This is a genomic window from Avibacterium sp. 20-129 (genome assembly GCF_026226845.1).
Lineage (GTDB): Bacteria > Pseudomonadota > Gammaproteobacteria > Enterobacterales > Pasteurellaceae > Avibacterium.
In genome coordinates, this window is record NZ_JAKKOE010000001.1 from 301,775 (window position 1) to 323,361 (window position 21,587).

Annotated in this window: 18 protein-coding genes; all 18 read right to left on the bottom strand. The window is 37.9% G+C overall.

All coding sequences use genetic code 11. From position 1 onward, the window contains the following. Positions 1–45 precede the first annotated feature (45 nt). The 18 genes from L5B90_RS01325 to L5B90_RS01410 all read right to left on the bottom strand — a co-directional run bounded on the left by L5B90_RS01325 (position 46) and on the right by L5B90_RS01410 (position 21,463). Positions 46–426 carry a hypothetical protein gene (locus tag L5B90_RS01325; protein WP_265761929.1) on the bottom strand — a complete coding sequence of 127 codons (381 nt, stop codon included), beginning with the start codon at positions 424–426 and terminating at the stop codon, positions 46–48. Next, positions 419–604, bottom strand: coding sequence for a hypothetical protein (locus tag L5B90_RS01330; protein ID WP_265761930.1), 186 nt, complete (start codon positions 602–604; stop codon positions 419–421). Before L5B90_RS01330 ends, L5B90_RS01325 begins: the two co-directional genes overlap by 8 nt. A gap of 331 nt (positions 605–935) precedes the next feature. Further along, the gene (locus L5B90_RS01335; protein WP_265761931.1) at positions 936–3,200 is read right to left on the bottom strand and encodes a hypothetical protein; all 2,265 of its coding nucleotides are present in this window, start codon (positions 3,198–3,200) and stop codon (positions 936–938) included. A 101-nt stretch (positions 3,201–3,301) separates the two neighbouring features. Continuing rightward, positions 3,302–3,955, bottom strand: coding sequence for a tight adherence pilus pseudopilin TadF (gene tadF / locus L5B90_RS01340; RefSeq protein ID WP_250362999.1), 654 nt, complete (start codon positions 3,953–3,955; stop codon positions 3,302–3,304). A gap of 4 nt (positions 3,956–3,959) precedes the next feature. Further along, positions 3,960–4,469: a TadE/TadG family type IV pilus assembly protein gene (locus tag L5B90_RS01345; RefSeq protein WP_250362998.1), complete on the bottom strand. Its 510-nt coding sequence runs from the start codon at positions 4,467–4,469 to the stop codon at positions 3,960–3,962. 15 nt (positions 4,470–4,484) lie between these two features. Continuing rightward, on the bottom strand, positions 4,485–5,237 hold the full coding sequence (locus tag L5B90_RS01350) for a tetratricopeptide repeat protein (protein WP_265761932.1): 753 nt from the start codon (positions 5,235–5,237) through the stop codon (positions 4,485–4,487). Continuing rightward, positions 5,227–6,084: a type II secretion system F family protein gene (locus L5B90_RS01355; protein WP_250362996.1), complete on the bottom strand. Its 858-nt coding sequence runs from the start codon at positions 6,082–6,084 to the stop codon at positions 5,227–5,229. The genes L5B90_RS01350 and L5B90_RS01355 overlap by 11 nt, the downstream gene beginning before the upstream one ends. Beyond that, positions 6,081–6,962, bottom strand: a complete 882-nt coding sequence (locus tag L5B90_RS01360) for a type II secretion system F family protein (protein ID WP_265762530.1) — start codon at positions 6,960–6,962, stop codon at positions 6,081–6,083. The genes L5B90_RS01355 and L5B90_RS01360 overlap by 4 nt, the downstream gene beginning before the upstream one ends. A 2-nt stretch (positions 6,963–6,964) precedes the next feature. Continuing rightward, a complete protein-coding gene (locus L5B90_RS01365) occupies positions 6,965–8,248 on the bottom strand; it encodes a CpaF family protein (RefSeq protein WP_265761933.1) in 1,284 nt (427 codons plus the stop codon). Between the two features lie 15 nt (positions 8,249–8,263). Next, positions 8,264–9,406 (bottom strand): pilus assembly protein, encoded by a 1,143-nt coding sequence (locus L5B90_RS01370; RefSeq protein ID WP_265761934.1) that lies wholly within the window; start codon positions 9,404–9,406, stop codon positions 8,264–8,266. A 21-nt stretch (positions 9,407–9,427) separates the two neighbouring features. Continuing rightward, complete coding sequence (locus tag L5B90_RS01375) at positions 9,428–10,810, bottom strand: type II and III secretion system protein family protein (protein ID WP_265761935.1); 1,383 nt, start codon at positions 10,808–10,810, stop codon at positions 9,428–9,430. A gap of 1 nt (position 10,811) precedes the next feature. After that, complete coding sequence (locus tag L5B90_RS01380) at positions 10,812–11,642, bottom strand: hypothetical protein (RefSeq protein ID WP_250362992.1); 831 nt, start codon at positions 11,640–11,642, stop codon at positions 10,812–10,814. A gap of 8 nt (positions 11,643–11,650) precedes the next feature. Further along, entirely contained in the window at positions 11,651–12,097 is a 447-nt protein-coding gene (locus L5B90_RS01385; RefSeq protein ID WP_250362991.1) for an A24 family peptidase, read from the bottom strand. 209 nt (positions 12,098–12,306) lie between these two features. Then, positions 12,307–12,534, bottom strand: a complete 228-nt coding sequence (locus L5B90_RS01390; protein ID WP_265761936.1) for a Flp family type IVb pilin — start codon at positions 12,532–12,534, stop codon at positions 12,307–12,309. Between the two features lie 282 nt (positions 12,535–12,816). Then, positions 12,817–14,856 carry an exodeoxyribonuclease V subunit alpha gene (gene recD, locus L5B90_RS01395; RefSeq protein ID WP_265761937.1) on the bottom strand — a complete coding sequence of 680 codons (2,040 nt, stop codon included), beginning with the start codon at positions 14,854–14,856 and terminating at the stop codon, positions 12,817–12,819. After that, positions 14,856–18,479: an exodeoxyribonuclease V subunit beta gene (recB, locus tag L5B90_RS01400; RefSeq protein ID WP_265762531.1), complete on the bottom strand. Its 3,624-nt coding sequence runs from the start codon at positions 18,477–18,479 to the stop codon at positions 14,856–14,858. Before recB ends, recD begins: the two co-directional genes overlap by 1 nt. 6 nt (positions 18,480–18,485) lie before the next feature. Beyond that, positions 18,486–18,842, bottom strand: coding sequence for a DsrE/DsrF/TusD sulfur relay family protein (locus L5B90_RS01405; RefSeq protein WP_265761938.1), 357 nt, complete (start codon positions 18,840–18,842; stop codon positions 18,486–18,488). A 158-nt stretch (positions 18,843–19,000) separates the two neighbouring features. Next, entirely contained in the window at positions 19,001–21,463 is a 2,463-nt protein-coding gene (locus tag L5B90_RS01410) for a glycogen/starch/alpha-glucan phosphorylase (protein WP_265761939.1), read from the bottom strand. Positions 21,464–21,587 lie beyond the last annotated feature (124 nt).

Consider the following 21,587-nt stretch of genomic DNA (forward strand, 5'->3'; position numbering starts at 1 on the left):
ACGCGGTGATGCAAAAAGTTCACCGCGTTTTTTTTATTCTTTCACCTAGTCTTCTATAAACTCAAGAATATCGATTGTTCTAACAATTTCTAGCATACGAGATACACCTTTTGCGATATCTGCTCTAGATAATCCGTCACTTAATGTAGGCAAACCTAGAGAAAATCTAAGTTGATTTTCTTCTACAATATGTAAACACCCTAATCTACGATTTGAATTCCAATTATTCACTTTTTCTAAAGATAGCATTGGTACTCCTGATATTCCATACATTAGTTGGATATCTCCATTTCCATATAACATAATAATATAATTACTTCCATCAATCTTTAATACTAAGATATCTTCTCCTAGTATATTGACTGAACGATATCCTTCGTCTAAAAGAATGTCTTTTATCTCATCTGCAGTATATTGATTACTCATAAATTCCTCCACCATTTGGATTGCGAGTTGGGATTACAGACATTTTGTCACGCATTTGGGCGGATAAATCAGTATCATAGCTTGATTTATCACCAAGCTTAGTCAGATCATATTGGTATTTATTACCAAAACTATCTTTATAAAGAGTAGTTCCATTCTCTAAAATTGGAATAAGCATTTTAGCTCCTATAAATTTAGTATTTAAATTATTTTAAACGCACAAATATTTTTATTTGCAGGAACATTTGTTATCTCTGTAAAGAGATAACAACAGGGAGTATACTCCCGCTAAAAACGTTCAAAAAACAAGCTAAAAATACTGGTAGTATCGTGAGCTATATTGATATGGGTATTATGCTATACTAAAGATGTGAATTTTTAGGTTGAAATAAAAATAAAGAGCGGTGAAAAAATAACAAATTTTCATCGCTCTTTTTATGTGTATTGTTTCCTAGTAAATAAAAAGCTACTGCTCATTACAGTAGCTTTATTTCTTAACCATTTTCTGGCTATTTTGTTAAGCTACGCCCAACTTCTTCGATTTCTTTTCCAGACATATTACTCGTGGCTGATTGTTCTTGCAAAGAGGTGAAATAATCTCTTATCTTTTGATCTTGCGATTGATCTACTGCCCCATTATCACTTATACCAATAAAGAACGCTTTATCTGCGCATTGTTCCCAATATTTATCGGTTTTAGAGCGATAGTTATTTCCAAACTGCGCGGAGCGGTATTGGATATAAACAATCTCCGGATCATACACCTCCCCTACTTGTGGATCTTGGAAAGGAGAACTCATAAATCTTGCTCTAATTGCATCACATATCGCTGGGCTTGGGTGCGAGCTATTTGCACTGGTATCATCTGAAGAACCTTTTTTTAAGAAAGCGGGCGTAATTAACGCATAAAGCTGATTCGCTTTGCGATATTCCAAATAAGGCTCTTCGTCAACTCTTTGATTGAATTTATTATAGTACCAAGTTGAGGTAACATAACGAGAATTATCTAAGGTCCATTTTTTATCTAATGTAATTGAATTTCCATTCTCCGTTCTGTATGGATTAACTGATGGATCGTATGTCCAACTCTTTTGATAAAGTTTAGTTAGCGAGTTGAAGGTTGACATATCATCTTCAAACCCTGTATCCACAAAAACAAGCACACGTTTTTTATTCTGGTTAGCTTTTTGTTGTGTGTCTGTGTTTGCCACCATATTATAAGCCCCCATCAATAACCCACTCACGCCAAGTTTTCCGCCTCCTAAATGGGTAGATGAGGAGTTATAATCTAATTTACTTGTAAAATCCGCCAAATTTGTAAACCACGCAGAATCAGCTTGAGGTGTTGTCGCCTTACTGTTCTTGCCTGAATAATCAAAACAAAGCCCTACTCGCGTGCCATTTTTCTTATTGAGGGTTAGCCAACTTTGGCGGGTACTTTCATCATCAACTCCATAGCCTCTCACATCTTTATCCTGTGCCAAGGATTTCAGTGCATCAGAGAGGGCTTTTTTCTCGCTAGCAGTCGGCGAATACCCTTTTCCTTTAGCATTAATTGACGCTTTAATAATTCGGTATGCGGTATATTTTTCCCTTGTTGTAGGATCAACGATTTGATCAATTGTGTCATACACCGCTTTATTCGGTGATCCCAAATTAAGGTCTAAATATTGTTTCTCTGGTCTAATGTCATACCAAGTACGCTTGCTGCCTTGCTTACCATTTTGAAAATCTTGTTCTAAATCTTCTGGCCAAATATCCAATGAAAGCGGAAGATATTTAGCTACTAAAACCCCTGGCTCCATTGAATCATAGGTATCTGCGCGAGTGACTAAATGCCTATTGATTGTTTGTAACATATCTTTTAAATTTGTCTTCACATCAGGCAAATTAACCGTTCTAACTCGATATTCCCAATTATCACTTATCTTTTCAGAAACAAAGGTTTGGCTTTCTACAAGTGGATCATTAAATCTTTTGTCTGAAGGAAATTTAAATGGCAATGCACAAACATTATTTCCTTCATTAATCGGTTGAGCGCCAAGTGCAAATGCGGTTAACCCAATACGGTTATTATTTGGTTGTCCATTATTAGTGGAAGCCTTAAAAATTTCTAGCATATTGACATATTTTTTGAGGCTTTCAAAAATAGAATTCGCCCAAGGCGTAATACCACATTTTGCTAATCGCGTAAGATGATTTTCAACAGTAATATTGTCTGCTTTGACTCTATATGGACCATTACACACACTGCCATTAGGATTATCTGCAATACCTGAATAAACTTCACTAGAAAAATTTACTGCAAACATAATATCTAATGGCGGAGCGCTTTTTTCTTCTTTAAATGCTCTTCCGTATTGATCAATGTCAATACGAGTTGGGATAAAAACATCTTTATTAAAGCTAATAGGTAATAAAGAACTTCGTTCCAATTCGCCTTGAACATAGCAAATAATACGGTTATTTTCTTTATCACAGTCATAATTTATATTTTTAACTTTACTATAAGCATTGGCGTAAAGAGCCATATAGGCTTTTATCATATTTTCATCACGCTGTTTAACGAGCTGATCATTTCTCACTTTTTTGCCATTTGCTGTTGTAGCACTACCCAAAATATATTCATCATTACGATATTTATTATTTTCTGAAGTCACCACTAAAGCAGCTTGTTCAAGGGAATCCGACAATCTCGCACGATCTAAAAGCACTCCGGAACCATCAATTGTAAAACCAATGATCACAAGAAGAAAAGCAGTAATTAACCCCATTATCATTCCATATACGCCAGTTTGTTGCTTAACAAATGAAGTAAATAGGGCTGTTACTTTGCAATAAATGCGTGAATTTAACATAGTAATGAGTTCTCTAATTATTGACTATTCACAAAAGACGATGCTCTAACAACGCCAACAGAAGAAGAGGTATAATACGCGCTTTTCTTTGGCTCTTTTCCGAAAAAAGACATTAGCGCTAAAAATAAACTTGGCGCTTCAGGAATACAAACCGTAACCCGAATAATCGGCACAAAACGCTGCTTATTTTCTATCTCTGAAAGAGGTACAATATTATTGAAGTTACGAATAGGTGGTTGCTGGCAACCTTTATGCCCATTTGCATTTGAAGAATGCAGATCAGGAGGCGTTGTAAATGGAGGCTTGCGTGCATTATCAACGGGTGGGCGGAAGTTTCCTTTTCCAAATTCAAATATATAAGGCTCAACAAAGACCACCGCGCGTCTCTCATTTTTATCATTAAACAATAATCGATTTGCTAATTCCATTAAATGCTCTACTTCATCCTGCGAAGGAGAATCGCCAATCTTTCCATCTTTATTCGGAATACCACTGTAAGCACGCTCTTTAATCACATTCAGTAGGGAATATGAAGTGCGGTCTAATTTTCCAATAGTTGAACGAGCAATAAATAAATCGGTCATAAATGCGATAAGCAAACATAGCAATATCAACATAAATGCAAATTCAATGATTACTGCCCCTTTCTGTTGGCGAAAAAACTTATTCATAGCATTATTTTTCATGTTCTTGTAGCACCAATATATTACGTTGCATCATCGTATTCACGATCTCTTTTGGAAACCAACTAAACATCGGTTTATACTCATAGTTTATAAAATATTCTGCCCAAATCGCATTTTTAGGGGTAGCAGCACCATTTCCATTGATCATATCTTGAATCACATCAATATTATTTGCCCCCGTGTGATTGGCGTTGCCATAATACTTTACATTGACCTGAAATTGACTATTATTCAGCCAACTCCAGTCTCGTTGTACTGTATTCAGTTTATCTTCTACTTGCGTTGCATAGTCAGAAATATTTTCAGTGTTTTTCACTTCTCTAATCGCTAACATTGCAGATGAATCAACATAGGCAGATAAAATAGCTAATCGAGCAAGCTCGAATAAGCTACCCAAAATAACTAAAAAAATAACAATAGTTAAAGAAAATTCAACGGTTCCTGCACCTTTTTTATTCGTTAGAAAAGGTTTTAGTAGTTTATTTAACGATGAAATCATTTTTATTTTCTCTAATTATTTTGAAATATGCTTTGCACTTTTTAACTCTTCAACAAGCGCCTCTGGCGCTTCGCTTAAATTTTCTTTTTCAATAATATCTAGAGCATATTTTTTATCACCTTTTTTAACTAAAGCAAAAACAAGATTATGCACTAAGCGATTATCTTTAACGCCATTTGTATATTGAGGTAATAGAATATCTACTGCACCAGCATAATTTTTTTGTAAAATATCTATCATAGCAAGATTATTAAGCACTTTAACATCATCAACAAAATATGAACGTGCTTTATTGAAATTATCTTTTGCTTGCTTATAGTCACCTAATTTAGCGTAAGCGATACCAAGTAAGTTATAAGCTTCACCATTATTTGGATAGGACAATAACATATTGTCCGCATTCTCTACTGCTTGACGATAATCACCACTATGTAAATTATTTTTTATTTGTAATAGCAAGGCATCTTGCACATTTGCTTTTTTATCTTTTGACGTCAATAATGGCTCTAAATAAAGCTGAGAGGAACGGCTATCACCGATAGAATAATAACTTTCAGCAAGTTTATAACGGATAGCTGGCTCTTCTTTCTGTTTTAACGATTCTCGATAAAGTGAAATTAATTCACGATAATTATTTGATGAAAGATAAAACTTTTCTTTTACTGAAATATCTTGTTGATTAAATTTAGTAAACACAGACTGAGAACAAGCAGATAATAATAGCGCTGCACTTAGTAATGTACATAATCTCATTGTTTTAGAAAACATTTGGAAAAACCCTCATTGCACCCGGTGCTAAAATCAAAATTACAATAGGAAACATAATAAACAGAATTAATGGAATACTCATTTTAGCTGCAAGCGTTCCTAACCGCTCTTCAATTTGAAGTAATTGAATTTCCCTAATGTCAGCCGAAAGTACAATTAACTGATCATAGATAGATGAACCAAAATTCAAACTTTGTTGCAACACGGTACAAAACATTTTGATCTCTGTGGTTGGTAATGCTACCGCTAAATCCTTAAGTGCCGAACTTAATCCTGACAATTCAGCCTTACGCATAATCCTAGTCATCACATAGGTTAGCGCTGGATTTAGCTTTTTAAAATCAGCTGTAACCTGTTTTAATCCACCTTCAATACTATTCCCCGTTTGAACACTTACTGCAACCAGATCGATAAAACTCGGAAGATCTGTCATTATAGATTTAATCTTCCTATTAAGAATCATTGATGTCAAAATGCCGGGTAATAAAATAACAAAAATACCAATCAGCAAATAATAAACAATAAGGTCTTTCTGTGGTGTTGATAAATTAAATAGATAAACAAATATTGATAAAAAAGCAATTAATAACAATTTTAGTCTAATATTTCTATCAATCATACCTAGCACCGATAACACAGGGCTACTATTAATTAGTACTAATTCTAATTCACGTTGTTTTTTATTCTTTTTAGGTTGAGCTTCTTGCTCTTCCTCATTATTATCTGAAACATCTTGAATTATCTTGGCTTGATAGTCATAGCGACGTTTCATTATCACAGCGACTACGAACAAGAATAAACTCAGAAAAATTAATAGAAGGAAAATAAGTAATAACTTCGTCGTCATGATACTCTCCTCATTAACCACCAAATAATTAAAAAGCCGAATAATTGGCTACCAAACACACCGTACAAGACGATTCTGCCACTTGGATTATTAATTAAAAAATCAAAGTTTTCTGGCTGAGCAAAACGCATAAAAATGAAAAATCCTACGGGGAAGCAGCCTACAATCATTGCGGACATTCTTGCTTCTGAAGTCATTGCTTTCTTCTTCTGCTCCATTTTTTTGCTTGCAGAAATCACACGACTCAGACGGTTAATGACTTCTCGAATTTGACCACCTTTACTTAAGTTCAATTTAATCGTCATAATAAAGAAATAATATTCTTTATAAGGATAACGAGTATAGCTATCATCAAAAACAGAAGAAGGATCTTCCCCTAGAACTAAGCGACGGTGAATATTTTTAAATTCTTCGCCAATTTGCCCACCAATATCTTGTCCGCAACGCTCAAACGCAGAAAGCAATCCACTTCCAGCTGAAGATGCCGAATTAAGAATTTGTAACACTTCAGGAAAAACTTGCTCAAACAATTTGCGGTTTTGTCGTTGCCCAAATTTCCATACCCCTAAAATCATAATAGTGATTACACTAAGAAGAAAAATGTGATTATCAATACGGAAATACGCAAAATTGACGAGATATAATGCAAAGATAATTGCTGCACTAATTAACAAATTTGGGATAAGTTTTCGTTTATTACCACGAGTAAAGTAGAATATCCATAAACGATAAAGATTTTTGATTTTCGTTAATAGCGTCGTAAGTTTGCTCTCACGTTGGGTTTGATTAATTGTTTTCTTAGTTGAAAACCAAGACAACCCTGTCGCTAACAGCAATAACACGCCAAATACAACAATAAAGTAATAAATAATTGTCATACTCATTCAGATCTTTCCTCAAAAATGCGTTGCAATTCATCACTTAGATTAAACATTTGTGCATTTTGGTAAACAACAGAGCTATGTAATAAACCGTGCGATTTAAACTCACCTTTAATTTTTCCATTTTCATCTCGTAATTTACTTGGCACATAGGAAAAAATATCTTGTAATACTATCTGCCCTGTTTCCATTCCAGCAACTTCTGTGATATTCATTATTTTACGCGTTCCATCATTTAAACGTGAAACTTGGATAATAATATTAACTGCCGAAGCAATATTCCGCCTGATAGCTTCTAAAGGTAATTTGGCACTTGCCATCATAACCATACTTTCCAAACGAGCTAAGGCATCACGAGGTGAATTTGCGTGCAATGTGGACATTGAACCATCGTGGCCAGTATTCATCGCCTGCAACATTTGGAAAGCTTCGGCACCACGACATTCCCCAACAATAATTCGTTCAGGACGCATACGCAATGCATTTATCACCAAATCCTGCATAGAAACTTCCCCAGTATGCTCAACCCCCGCTTGACGAGTTTCTAAACGCACAACGTGAGGCTGGTCTAAACGTAGCTCCGCCGTATCCTCAAGGGTTATCACACGCTCAGTAGAAGAAATATAGGCTGAAAGTGCGTTCAATAATGTTGTTTTCCCTGAACCTGTACCTCCAGATACAATAATATTCGCTCGACAACGCGCGGCAATGATCAAAAAGTTAGCCATTGCCACATTCATTGAACCAAACTCAACCAATTCACCTAATGATTTTTTTGATTTACTAAACTTACGAATAGAAATTGACGTACCATCTAATGCAATAGGCGGAATCACCACATTTAAACGGCTACCATCTGGTAATCGGCTATCCACTAGAGGAAAACTCTCATCAATACGACGTCCTACCTTTGCGACTAAACGCTTAGCAATATCAGTAAGCTGTTCATTATTGATAAAATGGCGGTCTTCTCTTTGCAATACACCGCCACGCTCGACCCAAATCTCGTCAGGACCATTCACCAAAATATCAGCAACCGTTTCATCATTCATTAGCTCACGGATTGCGCCATATCCACCAATTTCGTCAGCCATTACCTCTGCCATATAAAGAGTGTCTGATGCAACGATATGTATATCATTCCGTTGTGCGATACGGCTTACATTTTGGGCAAGCTCGGCAATTAATTTTTCCCGCTCATTTTCGATTTCGTCTAATTTATCAATATCCAAATTTCTTAAAATCTCATTGCGGAAAAATATTTGTTCTTCCCTAGTTAGCATAATTTACGCCTATTTCTATTTCCCTGTTAATAACTTCATTAACGCGCCTTTTAATCCCTCAGGCTTGCTAGAATGGTATTTTCTTGATAGCACCCCAATAACAGACTGTGTTAATTTTTTTAATTGTTGCTCACCTTTGCGACCAAATTTAATTGCTAATGAATTTTTTATATTAATTTTAGACAAATAAGGGATCACTGTATCAATTTGTGCATTTAATAAGGTTTCAATATCAGAAATAGACATTGATTTAGCCAGTTCAGGATGATTATCTGCCACACAAATGAAACAGCGTGCTAAACGCTTATCTGCATTTTGAACGCGCGCTAATTCAGATAAAAATGATTTTGCCACACGTAACGCACCAAGATTACGATTAGCAACCAGCACGAAATTATCACAAACATCATAGAATTGATTAAATTCATCTCTATCCACATTGAAAATTGGCTGGTCGTAAATGATATAGTTATAGCTACTCGCAACGTTCTCAGGAATGCTATTTAATTGACCACGATAAAGATGAAGATATTCGCTGTATTCAACAACCTCATCTTTCACAACTTTCTTATTGACTAAAATATCAAGGTCTTGTGAACCGCCTTTACCTTGAACAAGTAATACAGGCACTTTCGATTCAGTAACAATACGATTAGCCAAATGTAATGAAATAAGACTTGAGCCAATGCCACCTTTACATCCTAACACACACACTTTTACCGTATGGCGTTTAGTTGGCATATTAATGCCTAATAAAATTCTTTCCACCATTTGAGGAAGTTGTGAATCCGAATGGAAATACGGCAATCCTTCGCGTGCAAAGCGTTGTGAAAAACGAATTGAATCGTTATCCCCAACAACACAGCACCACACATTTTGTGGCACTGTACTGTGGATACGGGATAAAACATCTTCAGTACTCACGGCATCGTGAATATCGACAATAATGCCAAAATACATCTCCGCAGATAACTGAAGTTTTTTTTGCACATCTAAAAAATTATTAGGAATAATTTCAATCTGCTCTAATCCACGCGTTCTTAAAAGTTGTGCAATTGCAGTACTCACACTCTCACGGTCAGAAATAATACAAATTTTTCTTACTCTGGAGGAAACTGAATCATCAATTCCGAGTTTATTTTTATCTAATAAAAGCATTATAAAAAACCTATATTTTAATTACTGACTAAATCCAGCTTGTCTAAAGAAGTTGCGTGTATCATCAGGAATTGGAAGTTTTAACATATCTTCAAGCAAACCTGTTGGTTTATAGCTAGGATATACAATCGCATCACTTCTTGTTGGTTTAACAAGGTAAACGGTCGCTACCACAATTAGCTCACGTTTATCTCTGTTTTTATCCACACTGCGGAAAAATGCCCCTAAAACAGGAATGTCCGCTAAGAATGGTGTTTTCGCGATTACATCACGATCTGTTTCGTTATATAACCCGCCAAGAATAAAGCTACCACCATCTGGCACTTCAAAGGTTGAACGAGAACGGCGAGATTCAAACACAGGCACTAATAAGCCATCTTTTGTTTGACTTTGGTTTGAAATATTGCTTACTTCTTGAGATAACAATACGCGGATACGACGATCTTTTAATAACTTCGCCGCCACATTTAATTTAATCCCAAAATCTTTATATGTGACTTCGGAACGCCCATCTCTGTCATAGCGAACAATAGGTACTTCTCCCCCAATCAGAATGCCACCCACTTCACCAGATAAAAGTGAAATATTCGGTTCTGCTAATACTCTGCCTTTTGAGTCATTACGCAACGCACGAATAAAGGTTGCAAAATGTGTTGCCGCATAAGCTAAAGATCCAACCCCATTTGTCGCCCCAACTAACCACGCGTGAGATTCTGTTGAACTACTCGGTGAAAGCGCTCTTGCATAATCACTCCAGCTCCAATTAATGCCCATTTCATCGGTTAATTTTTTACTCACTTCTACAACAGAAAGTTGCACATTAATTTGTGCAGAATCATTTGTGGTAGAGGCGTCAATCACATTGTTATAGCGGTATTCATCAAGGAATGGAACGTGTTCTTTTTCGCCATTTCCGTTAATATCCACCTCTCGCTTAATGGTTTCTTTTGATGCGCCCAATGCTTCGCCAACAATCCGTGTGACTTCTTGCTGTTCAACGGCAGATTTCGCTTTGCCTTCAATCACATAGGCCTGCCCTACGCGTTTCACCGAAAGATTCGTATTTGGAAAGGCAAGTCTAATTTGTTGATTGGCTCGATCAAGCCCTTTCATCATCCCATTCACATTAATGGTATCATTGCGTAACTCATTACCTTCTTCATCTAATACGGTAATTTCGGATACCCCCTCACCTTTGGCATAAATGATAAAACTGTTATCGCCAATAATTTCATAATCAGCCACATCAGGTGAAGAAATAAAAATCGTATCAATTTTACTTTTAGTTTGAAGGGTACGGCTTTGCCCATCTTCCATATTGAACACTTGGGCAGAAACACTTAATGGAAATACCGCACCAACAACCAATGCGGCACGAGCTAATTTAAAAATAGAAAATTGCATTTTAGTTACCTCTTAAAGAACGAATTAATGTGCCATTTTGTTTGATTGGCTGTTTATCAGTATTTTCTGGGAGTATTAATAAACGATTTTCAGTTGCAGCAAGATAAAGTGTTTTAAGTTGCGCTGGTTCAAGTTTTAAACGAATTTTGAATGCACAGGTTTTGAGTTCATTCTTATTGCTTTCTTCCGTTACAGGTGTTTTCTTAATTTGCAGTAATTTTACCGATTTAAACACCGGAACAAATTTCACTTTGTTTGGGTTTGAATCTTTTCCGGCAAAAACAGAAACTGCCACATTATCGCCTGCTTGTAGGGTTTCTAAACTAGAACTATCTACATCATAAATACAAGCGGTGTGTGCCACTTCACGCGTAGGGTCGATGGTGTAGCTAATGAAACGCTCATCATCTGGAGAAATTAAAATTTTTGGAGAAAGGTAATCCCCTTGGGCAACATCTTGTGAAACGGTGAAACCGCGTAATCTTTTATCTTCAGTATTTTTATCTTCTGGATTTTCCTGTCCAGATAAAAATGAAGTTAAATCATATTGCATTAGCACACTATTTTCATCAATAGGTAGTTCACTAAACACAATATCTTGTTGTTTTAAAATATGCCCGCGAGGAATATTTTTATTTACTGTGGCAAATAATGCCTTTTTCTTTTCATTATTTTCACGATTTTCCACTGCAGGCTGTTCTGGCTCAGGCTGTGGAACTTCCACCGTTTGTTGCGGTTGAGAAGAGGAATTATCAGAGGAATAAAAGAATATTCCACTAATTCCAACGATTAAAATAAGAAATGCGGTAATAAATAATACCCGATAATTCATAGCTGCTCCTATGGCAATAGTTGAATGTTGATGAATAAAAACAGATAACTAAGAAAACCTAGGCTAATTGCAACCCCGTAAGGTAAGCCATTTTTCTTAATTGCACTTCTAAAGAAAAGTAAACCACCAATAATTAGCAATAAACCAAATAAGCTAATTAACAATAAAACAAAAAAGGCATTGTTTGGTGGCACTAATAGCATTAATACAGTTAATAATTTAATATCTCCTGCACCAATCACATTAAAGAGAAAAAGAAAAAATCCGATAACGAGCGTAATTAACGCGGGCTGCCAATATAAGGTATGGTTTAGCAACCAGCCTAAAGGAAGTGCGGTTAAAAAAACGGCAAAAATTAACTTATTACTTAATATTCTGTGGCGAATATCCTGCCAACTGAGAACACTAAGTAATACGCTAATTATTGTAATAAGCACCCAAACCATTATTTCCATTTTAGTTTATCTTATTATATGTTTTATTTTTTACCATTTTTACATCCTTTAAATGGCAAAATTTGCGTTATTCTAAACACATATAAACCACATAGAGAAACTCATTACATTTTCTTTTTTGTAATGCTGAATTATCTCCAAATGGTTTATTTCTCCAAATAGAGGGAAATAATTTCCCCTCTAATTTTCTGCTAAATAAATAATTATTATTAACTAGGGGTAACGCTAGAGTTACTAATAGAATCTTTCAATGAATTAAATTTCTCTAGAAGTTTTCCTCTGAAACTATCATCACCATAGAACACCGCAATAATTAATACAGCCATACCCACAGCGATTAAGCCATATTCAATCGCAGTAACCCCTTGTTGGTTTTCTTTAAAACGACGTAAACCTTCAGTTACAGCAATATAGGCTTTAGTAGTTAAATTAAACATTTTTTAAGATCTCCTAAATAAATTTTGAGTATATTGAATAAGTAAGCCCAAAACATTATTTCAATAATTTTGAGCATTTATTATTCTATACTGGGGGGGGGGGGGGTAGCAAGTCTTTTTGTAAAAAAATGTAAATTTTTTGAAGAATTTGTAAATCATTGACTGTTTATTAATCAGTTCATTTACTTGTTTTTTAATAAACTTTACTTAGTTTTTAATAAATAACGTGATTGCTTGGTCTTATCACTAAAAATCAAACGTTCCCTCTTTCAATGTGCTTGCTTACGATTCCAACTGTTCCTCCAATAACAACGCCAATCCACTTTGTCGTTTGGTGGGGTTTCTTACCGCGGTTTTCCAGCTTTGCTCCGTGCTAAATACGGTGGCTTGGTTCTTGGCACGGGTAATTCCCGTGTAAACCAATTCACGGGATAAAATCGGGCTAGGTTCAGTGGGCAGTACCATAAAGGCGTGGTCAAATTCAGAGCCTTGTGATTTATGCACTGTCATTGCAAAGGCGGTTTCGTGGCGTGGAATACGGCTGGCTAATTCCCGTTTGCCATTTTCAAAATAAAAATGTCCTTTTAGCTGCCCTTGTTCATTGGGGCTGACTAAATATAACCCAATATCCCCATTATATAAGCCTACATTACTGTCATTTTGCGTAATCATAATGGGTTTGCCGAGATAATGTTCACGCGCTTGATTAAATTGCACTAAGCCCTTTGCACGTAGCCCCTCTGCAATACGTTGGTTGAGCTGTTCACTGCCTAACTCCCCGACGCGTAATGCGGTGAGGTAACGGACTTTATTAAATGCGGTGAAAATTTGCTGAATTTTTTCTGAATCTAAAGGTTGATTTTGTGCCGTAACTTGCTGAATTAAGGTTAAAAAATCGGTGTAATTTTGCACCGCACTTTTCACCACCGCATTGGCACAATATTGCTGATATGCCAAGCTATTCGCCTCCCCTGTGTGTGTCAATTGCATAAAATCAACGAGGGTTAAAGGTAAAGTTGTTACAACATCACTTTTCTTCAAATCTCCCGCTTGTAGCAACTGCCAGCTTTCTTCTGCGTTGCCTTGATTAATCAATTTCGCTAACTGCCCAATGGCGGAATATTCATCAAAACGATGACTTTGGGTTAAATGACAAAGATGATCACGAATTGGATTGCCTTGTGTTATCGCAGACAAATGTTGCCCTGTGGTTTGTTGTAAATACGCCACAAAATCGGGGCTGTAGCCTTGCGTCAGAAATTTGCCTAATTCTGCTAAAATTGCCCCTGCCTCCACAGAGGCAAGCTGATCTTTATCTCCCAATAAAATTAATTTGGTTTGTAGTTTTAAGGCTTGCAACAATTTCGCCATTAGGGATAAATCGATCATTGAAGATTCATCTACCACAAGCACATCAAGCAATAATGGGTTCTGTTTATTATGCTTGGGCATATCTTCAAAGAAGCGTACGCCAAGTAGTCGATGTAAGGTTTCTGGCTGTGTCGGTATGGCAGCGATTAACGCCTCTGGCAACGCCAATTCTGCTTTTAAGCGAGCTAAGGAATTATCCATACTCTCTTTTAGCCGAGCGGTGGCTTTCCCTGTGGGGGCAACCAGTTTTATACGTAAACCTTGCTGATATAAATCCTGTAAGGCAAGTAATAATCGTGTTACGGTGGTGGTTTTGCCTGTACCGGGTCCACCACTGATTAGGGTAAAAGGCTGTTTGATTGCCATTGCAACGGCAATTTCTTGCCAATTAATTTGTTTTGGTTGTGCGGAATGAGGAAAATATTTTTGCAAAATTGTTGCGATGGCTTGTGGATCAAAAGTGCGGTCAAAAATGCCTGAATTTTGCCCCGCACTTTGCTCTACATTTTGTTCCGTGCGTTGAATGGAATGGGCAAAATATTCTGCAACGCGGTATTCATCTTGCCAGATACGATAAAAATACAGCGCATTAAACTGAAACACCAAAGGGGCGATTTTTTCTTGTGGCTGTGTGGTAAAAGCAATGTGTTGCTGTAAACTGTCTTGCCATTGGCTAGGGGGTAAATAATCAATTTTGGCATTGATTTTTTCTATATATTCCCATTCTTGCTGAGGTAATGGTAATAAACTGGCTAAATTAGCCTCAAGCACCAAGCAACTATGCCCCTGTAAATAAGAATAATTGCACAATGCCGCCAATAAAATCGCTAAATTTTGTTGGCATAAGGAATCCCCTTTGCCTTGCTGTTTTTCGGCAATCAAGCGTGCGAAATGGTAATCCCCTTGGCTAAATATGCCTTTTTCTTGAAGTGCTTTAATTAGGCTGAGCATTAGAATAATTCCTCCAAGGCTTGAATTAATCGCCAATCTGGTTTATCAAAATAAATACCTGTTTGATCTTTGCCATTCATTCCGCGTAAAAACGTATAAATCACGCCCCCAAAATCCCTTTCATATTGATAATGCGGATCGCGCAAGGTTAAATAGCGGTGTAACGCTAAGCTGTAAAGCAAATACTGCCAATCATAAAAGCCATTTTTCATCACTTCAGGCAACTGGGCTGGCTGATAATTTTCCATTTGATGACCAAGCAAGTTTGATTTGTAATCTAGCACATAATATTTCCCTTGATGACGAAACACGAGATCAATAAAACCACGCAACATTCCTTGCAAACGCTCAAAAATCAGCGATTGAGAGGGAAATGGGTGATAATCTTGCAAGGCTCGATTAAACGCGGTGGCATCAAAGGCTTTGTTTAATTTTAAATAAAATTGCATTTCTTTTATACAATCTTGCGGTTGAATTTGTGCAAGGGTTACGTTTTCACCAACCAATAATGGGCTATGATAAATGGCGTTAAACCATTGTTGTAATGGCACAATCCATTGTTCATCAAGCTGTAACCCTTGGCATAATTTGGCAAGATTTTGTTCATCAAGGGCAGATTGTGCGGTATTTTTTTCTAAATAACGGTGCAAAATCGTCCCCACACGCACGCCACTTGGCAAATCAAAAGGGGTATAACCTTGTGGATAGGTACGTTCTTGTGGCGTTATTTCTTCGTTTAACGGGAAGGCTTGTGGCAGGTTGAAATCGTAATCCTTACCTTGATCAAAAACTTGCGAAATTTGCACCGCACTTTCATTTTCAGCTTGTAATTGCAATGTATTGCGTTGATGCTTATGCACCATATCCGTGAAGCTGGTTACTCCCCAATGATATTCAATCTTGCCGTTAAATATAGCGGGGCTAAAGTGCTGCGTGTGATGAGGGGAAACCAACGGCGCGCTTGCAATAAGATCGTTGCTGTGGCTAATCGCCACATTCTGTTCACCAACGTTTTGCTGCAAGATTTGTAATAATGCTGTGCTGTCATAGGTTGCGGATAAGTTTAGGCTTTCTCCGCACTTTCCTTGCGTTAAGGCATAGAGCAACCCATTCCATTTTTTTTCAAAAGTCTTCGGTAAACACAATGCCACTTGGTATTTAGCACGGGTAAGCGCCACATAAAGCAAACGCATTTCTTCTGCTAGATCTTCTTTAAGCACGCGTGCTGATTGCTGATTTTCCATATCCCACAATATGTGGTCTTGTTCTGTGGCGTAATAGGTGGTGATTGTGTTTTTTTCCTCTTTCTTCGGCTTGGCGATAAAGGGTAACCACACCAGATCATAAGCTAAGCCTTTTGATTTATGAATAGTCACGATTTTAACTAGATCTCGTTCACTTTCTAAACGAATGCTTTCTTCTAGCCGATCTGTCCCTTGAATTTGCTTTTCAAACCAACGCAATAAGGCAGCTTCACTTTCGTTTAAACGGCTAGCTTGTTGTAAAAGTTCCGCTAAGTGCAAGAAATCTGTCAAAATTCGTTCACCTTGATTGTGTGCCAGCAAGCGTTGCGTAAGCGAGGTTTCTTCATTAAGCAATAATTGATGCAACATCACCAAAATGCCTTTTTGTTGCCACGTTTTTTGATAAGCGAAAAAGGCGTCCACCCAATGCTCCCACTGGGTTTCATCTTGCTTAATTTGATAAATTTCTGCACTGGTTAAGCCAAATAATTGGGTGGCAATGGCATTGAGAATATAGCGTTCATTCAGCGGGTTTAAACAGGCCTGCAAAACCAGAGCCAATTCCTGTGCGGTTTCACTGTCAAACACATTGCTTTTATCGGATAAATATACCGAGTCAATGCCCAAATTTTGCAAGGCGGTTTTAATGCTTTGAGCTTCTTTTCCTGTACGCACCAGTACCGCAATATTTTTCGCTTGCAAGGGTTCATCGGCAAATTTTGCTTGATTTTGCGCCGCACTTTTTAGCCATTGCTGAATGGAAATCGCACAATTTTTGGCAAACTGTTCTTGATCATAGCCCTCACCTAAATAGCAACGCAACGCAGGTTCATCTTGCCCATTGAGATTAAAGTGCGGGAGATTTTTTCCTGCTTTTACGGGATCAAACTGAATTTCGTCAAATAAAAAAGGCGGTGGCTGTTCAAAATCAAAAATCCCATTAACAGATTGAATTAATGCAGCGGTAGAACGCCAGTTTTCTTTCAGTGTAAAACGCTGGTTGGCTTGTTGCGAAGCCTTAAAATAAGTAAAAATATCTGCGCCACGAAATTTATAAATAGATTGTTTCGGATCGCCAATCATTATAAAGCCTGACGGTGCAGGCTGAGATTGTTCTGGTGGCTTTTCAATATAAATTTTAGAAAAAATTTGATACTGCTGTGCATCGGTATCTTGAAATTCGTCAATCATCGCAAAGGGATATTGATTGCGGATCAACGCAGCTAACTCCTGCCCATTTTCTCCATATAGCCCTTCTCGCACTAAACGTAACAGATCATCAAAGCCTTTTTGGACGTGATGATTTTTATAATCAAACCATTTTTTGCGAATGGCTTGAATGGCGTGATATAGCACAATCGGTAAGGCAAGTGCCATTTCTTCTGATTGCGTCCATAAATGTTCCGCTTGGCAAAAAAGAGGATGTTGTAACGGGGCAAATCCCGATTTTATTTTTGCGTTAATCTCTCTTTCGGTAAAATAAATAAAAATATCTGGCAAGCTATAATTGCTCGGATCTTCCGCCCACGCCCGCATTTTCTCAAGGCGTCCTGCATAATGATTCGCGTATTTAATTTTTTCTTTATTTTCCGTGAAGAATACGGCAAGTTCTTCGACGTTTGCCAACCATTCTTGCTTAAACGCATCAATTGCCTGATAGGTGGTTAATAAATATTGTTGGAAAAATTCATCAAGAGATAGCTCAAGTAGGTGCGGATGAGAAAGGGCAACCTCAACCCCCTCTTTGCCTAAATGTGGGCGAATTTTTTTCAATAATGCTTGCGGCGATTTTAGCGTTTGATTCACCCATTTTGCGACAAGCACAGGTTGATGATAAAAGGCTTCTCGCCAAAATTCGTTGGTTAAACGTGCGAGTAAATCACTTTCATCGGTTATCAACGCTAAATTAAAATGCACGCCCGAATTAAAGGCGTATTGCATTAACATACGACGACAAAAACTGTGGATCGTGTAAATCGCTGCCGTATCCATACTCTGCTCTGCCCAACTAAGGCGCTGAATGGCTAAGGGAATGTCATTTAAGCCTTGCACTAATTCACCCAGCAAGGGATCACCCCCTTGTGCAAAGACCGTTAGATCTTGCGTGGTTTGATATTGCAAAAGTAACTGCTTGCTGTGGTAAATTCTTGCACGAATACGTTCTCGTAATTCTTGCGTTGCCATTTCGGTAAAGGTTACCACTAAAATTTTATCGACAGAGAGCGGTTGGTTGAAACAGTTTTCCCCTGCTTGTAACAGCAAACGAATATACAGGGACGCCATTGTGTACGTTTTCCCTGTTCCCGCTGAGGCTTCGATCAGGCTCACACCTTGTAAAGGCATTGTGGCTGGATTGAGTGTTTGCGTTTTTGTCGTCATCATAAATTAAAAATTCAATACTTTATCTGCTTCCATTGTCCAATCGGCAAGTTCAATTAATGTTCCAATTTCTACCCCCTCTGCGAGCGGGGCATTGTGGATACCTCGTGCAGTCACACAGGTTTTACATAATTTTACTGTTGCCCCCTGTGCGGTGAGAATCTCGATCATTTGCTGTAAATGATAACCTTCAGCTGGCGATTGTTGAGCCAATCCTCCGACGACGGCATCAGACATAAAAAATAAGCGTAATTGTAGCGCACTTTTATGTTGCTCTTGTAACTGTAAAGCAAGGCGTAATGCACTGAAAAAATGTTCATCGCCATAAGGGGAAGAATGTACAATAAATAAGATGTTTTGCATAAGAATGTCCTTTTTAGATTGTGGAAATGCGGTGTCATTTTAAGCGGCATTAAGGGGTTGCCTATGCACTTGGTTTTGCTTATTTTACACGGATAACAGTAATAAAAAAGTGGGCATTTTTCATTTGCCCACTTTGTGAAAGCCTTTACTTAAACCGCCTAATTTAGCTTGAGCGGTTGGATTTTCCAGATTTTTTGCGCATATTCTTCAATGGTTCTGTCTGATGAGAAGAAACTCATATTGACAATATTTTGCAAGGCGCTGTTCGTCCACGCTTTTTGATCATGGTATTTTTCATCAACCCGTTTTTGAGCTTCCACATAGCTTTGGAAATCAGCAAAGGATTGATAATAATCGTGATAACACAAGCCGTTAAGCAAATCTTGATAACGACGCGGATCATTCGGCGAGAATAATCCTGATGTGATTTGGTCAATCACTCGGCGTAACTGCTCATTGCTTTGGTAAATATCGTATGGACGGTAGCCGTTACGACGTAACTCTTCCACCTGTTCCACGGTATGACCAAAGATGAAAATATTATCTTCGCCCACGTTTTCTAAGATCTCTACGTTTGCACCGTCTAAGGTTCCCAAGGTTAATGCACCGTTGAGGGCAAATTTCATATTACTTGTGCCTGAGGCTTCTGTTCCCGCAAGGGAAATTTGTTCAGAAATATCCGCCGCTGGAATGATCATTTGTGCAAGGCTTACACTATAATTTGGAATGAACACCACTTTTAAACGACCTTGCAAACGTTCATCGTTATTGATGATTTTTGCTACATCATTAATTAAGTTAATGGTTTGTTTCGCTGCGTAATAGGCTGAAGCCGCTTTACCCGCAAGGATAAACACGCGTGGTGTCCAGTCTTTTTCAGGGTGTTCTAGCATTTCGTTATAGCGGGCAATAATGTGTAACACATTGAGAATTTGGCGTTTGTATTCGTGGATACGTTTTACCTGTACGTCAAATAAGGCATCAGGATTGAGTTCAATGCCTAATTCTTTTTTCACATAATCAGCTAAGCGAACTTTGTTGGCACGTTTAATGGCTGGAATGGCGTTTTGCACATCAGGATCGTCAAGATGGGCTTTGAGCTCATTTAATAAACTCAGATCTCGACGCCATTGCGTGCCAATATAACGATCAAATAAGGCAGATAAATCCGGGTTTGCCACGGCAATCCAACGGCGTGGTGTAATGCCATTGGTGACGTTAGTAAAACGTTCAGGGTAAATATGCGCAAAATCGGCAAAGGTTGAGGTTACCATAAGATCTGAATGAATAGCAGCAACCCCATTGACTTTGTGCGATCCCACAACAGACAACCAGCCCATACGTACTTTACGCACATCACCCTCTTCAATTAAAGACACACGACGAATAAAATTGTCATCGGTGGTTACATAAGTGCGGACATATTCTAAGAAATAATCATTGATTTCAAAAATGATCTGTAAATGACGTGGTAAGATTTTTGCCATCATTTCCACAGGCCAAGTTTCTAATGCTTCAGACATCAACGTGTGGCAAGTGTAAGAGAAAATACGGCGACACATATCCCACGCGGTTTTCCAATCATAGCCTTCTTTATCCACTAAAATGTACATCAATTCAGGAATAGCTAAGGCTGGGTGGGTATCGTTTAAGTGAATTGCCACTTTATCTGCCAAATTTTTTACGCTACCGTGCGTGCGTTTGTGGCGTTTGATAATATCTTGTAGTGAGGCGGAAACTAAGAAATACTCTTGGCGTAGACGTAATTCACGTCCTGCCCAAGTGGAATCATCAGGATATAACACGCGCGAGACATTTTCACTGGAAGCACGCTGTTCTACGGCACGAAAATAGTCACCACGGTTAAATTCGGCAAGATTGAAAGAATCCCCTGCGTGGGCGCTCCACAAGCGTAAAGTTGCCGCGCTGTCGTTGGCATACCCGGGGATCATTTGATCATAAGCTAAGGCAACAATTTCCTCTTTACTCTCCCAAACACATTTTTTTCCTTCAAAATAAATATGCCCGCCAAATTGGATATTGAAACGTTTAGAAGGACGAATAAATTCCCAAGGTGCGCCTTTTTCTAACCACGCATCGGGTTTTTCTACCTGTTTACCCTCTTCGATCGTTTGTCGAAACATACCGTATTCATAACGGATACCATATCCCATTGCGGGAATAGCTAAGGTGGCAATGGAATCCATAAAGCACGCAGCCAAACGCCCTAAACCGCCATTACCTAAACCGGGATCCACTTCTTTCTCAATGATTTCTTCTAAATCCACATCAAGCTCATTTAAGGCTTCTTTAGCAAGGGTATAAACGCCCTCTGCAATCAACGCATTAGAAAGCGTCCGCCCCATTAAATATTCCATTGATAAATAATAGACGCGACGTGTTTTTTCATCACGGGATTGACGGGCGGTCGAAATCCAGCCTTCTGTCACAAGATCACGCACCGCATAAAGGGTGGCATTGAGCCAATCACGTTGGCTTGCTTCTTGTGGTGAACGCCCAATTAAGAAAATCAATTTATACACGATCGCTTTTTTCAGCGATTCTGTGGTTTGTTCAGGTTGGTTATAAGAGAAGGGAAAATCAATGTTATCCGTTGTCATAAGTGGCTCTCCTAATTTATTGCAATTTAAAATCGGCGTATTTTTATCCTTTTTGTATAAAAACACAACAAAAACCAGCCTAAAATCGGCGTTTTTTTCACCGCACTTTGATTTTAGGCAAATC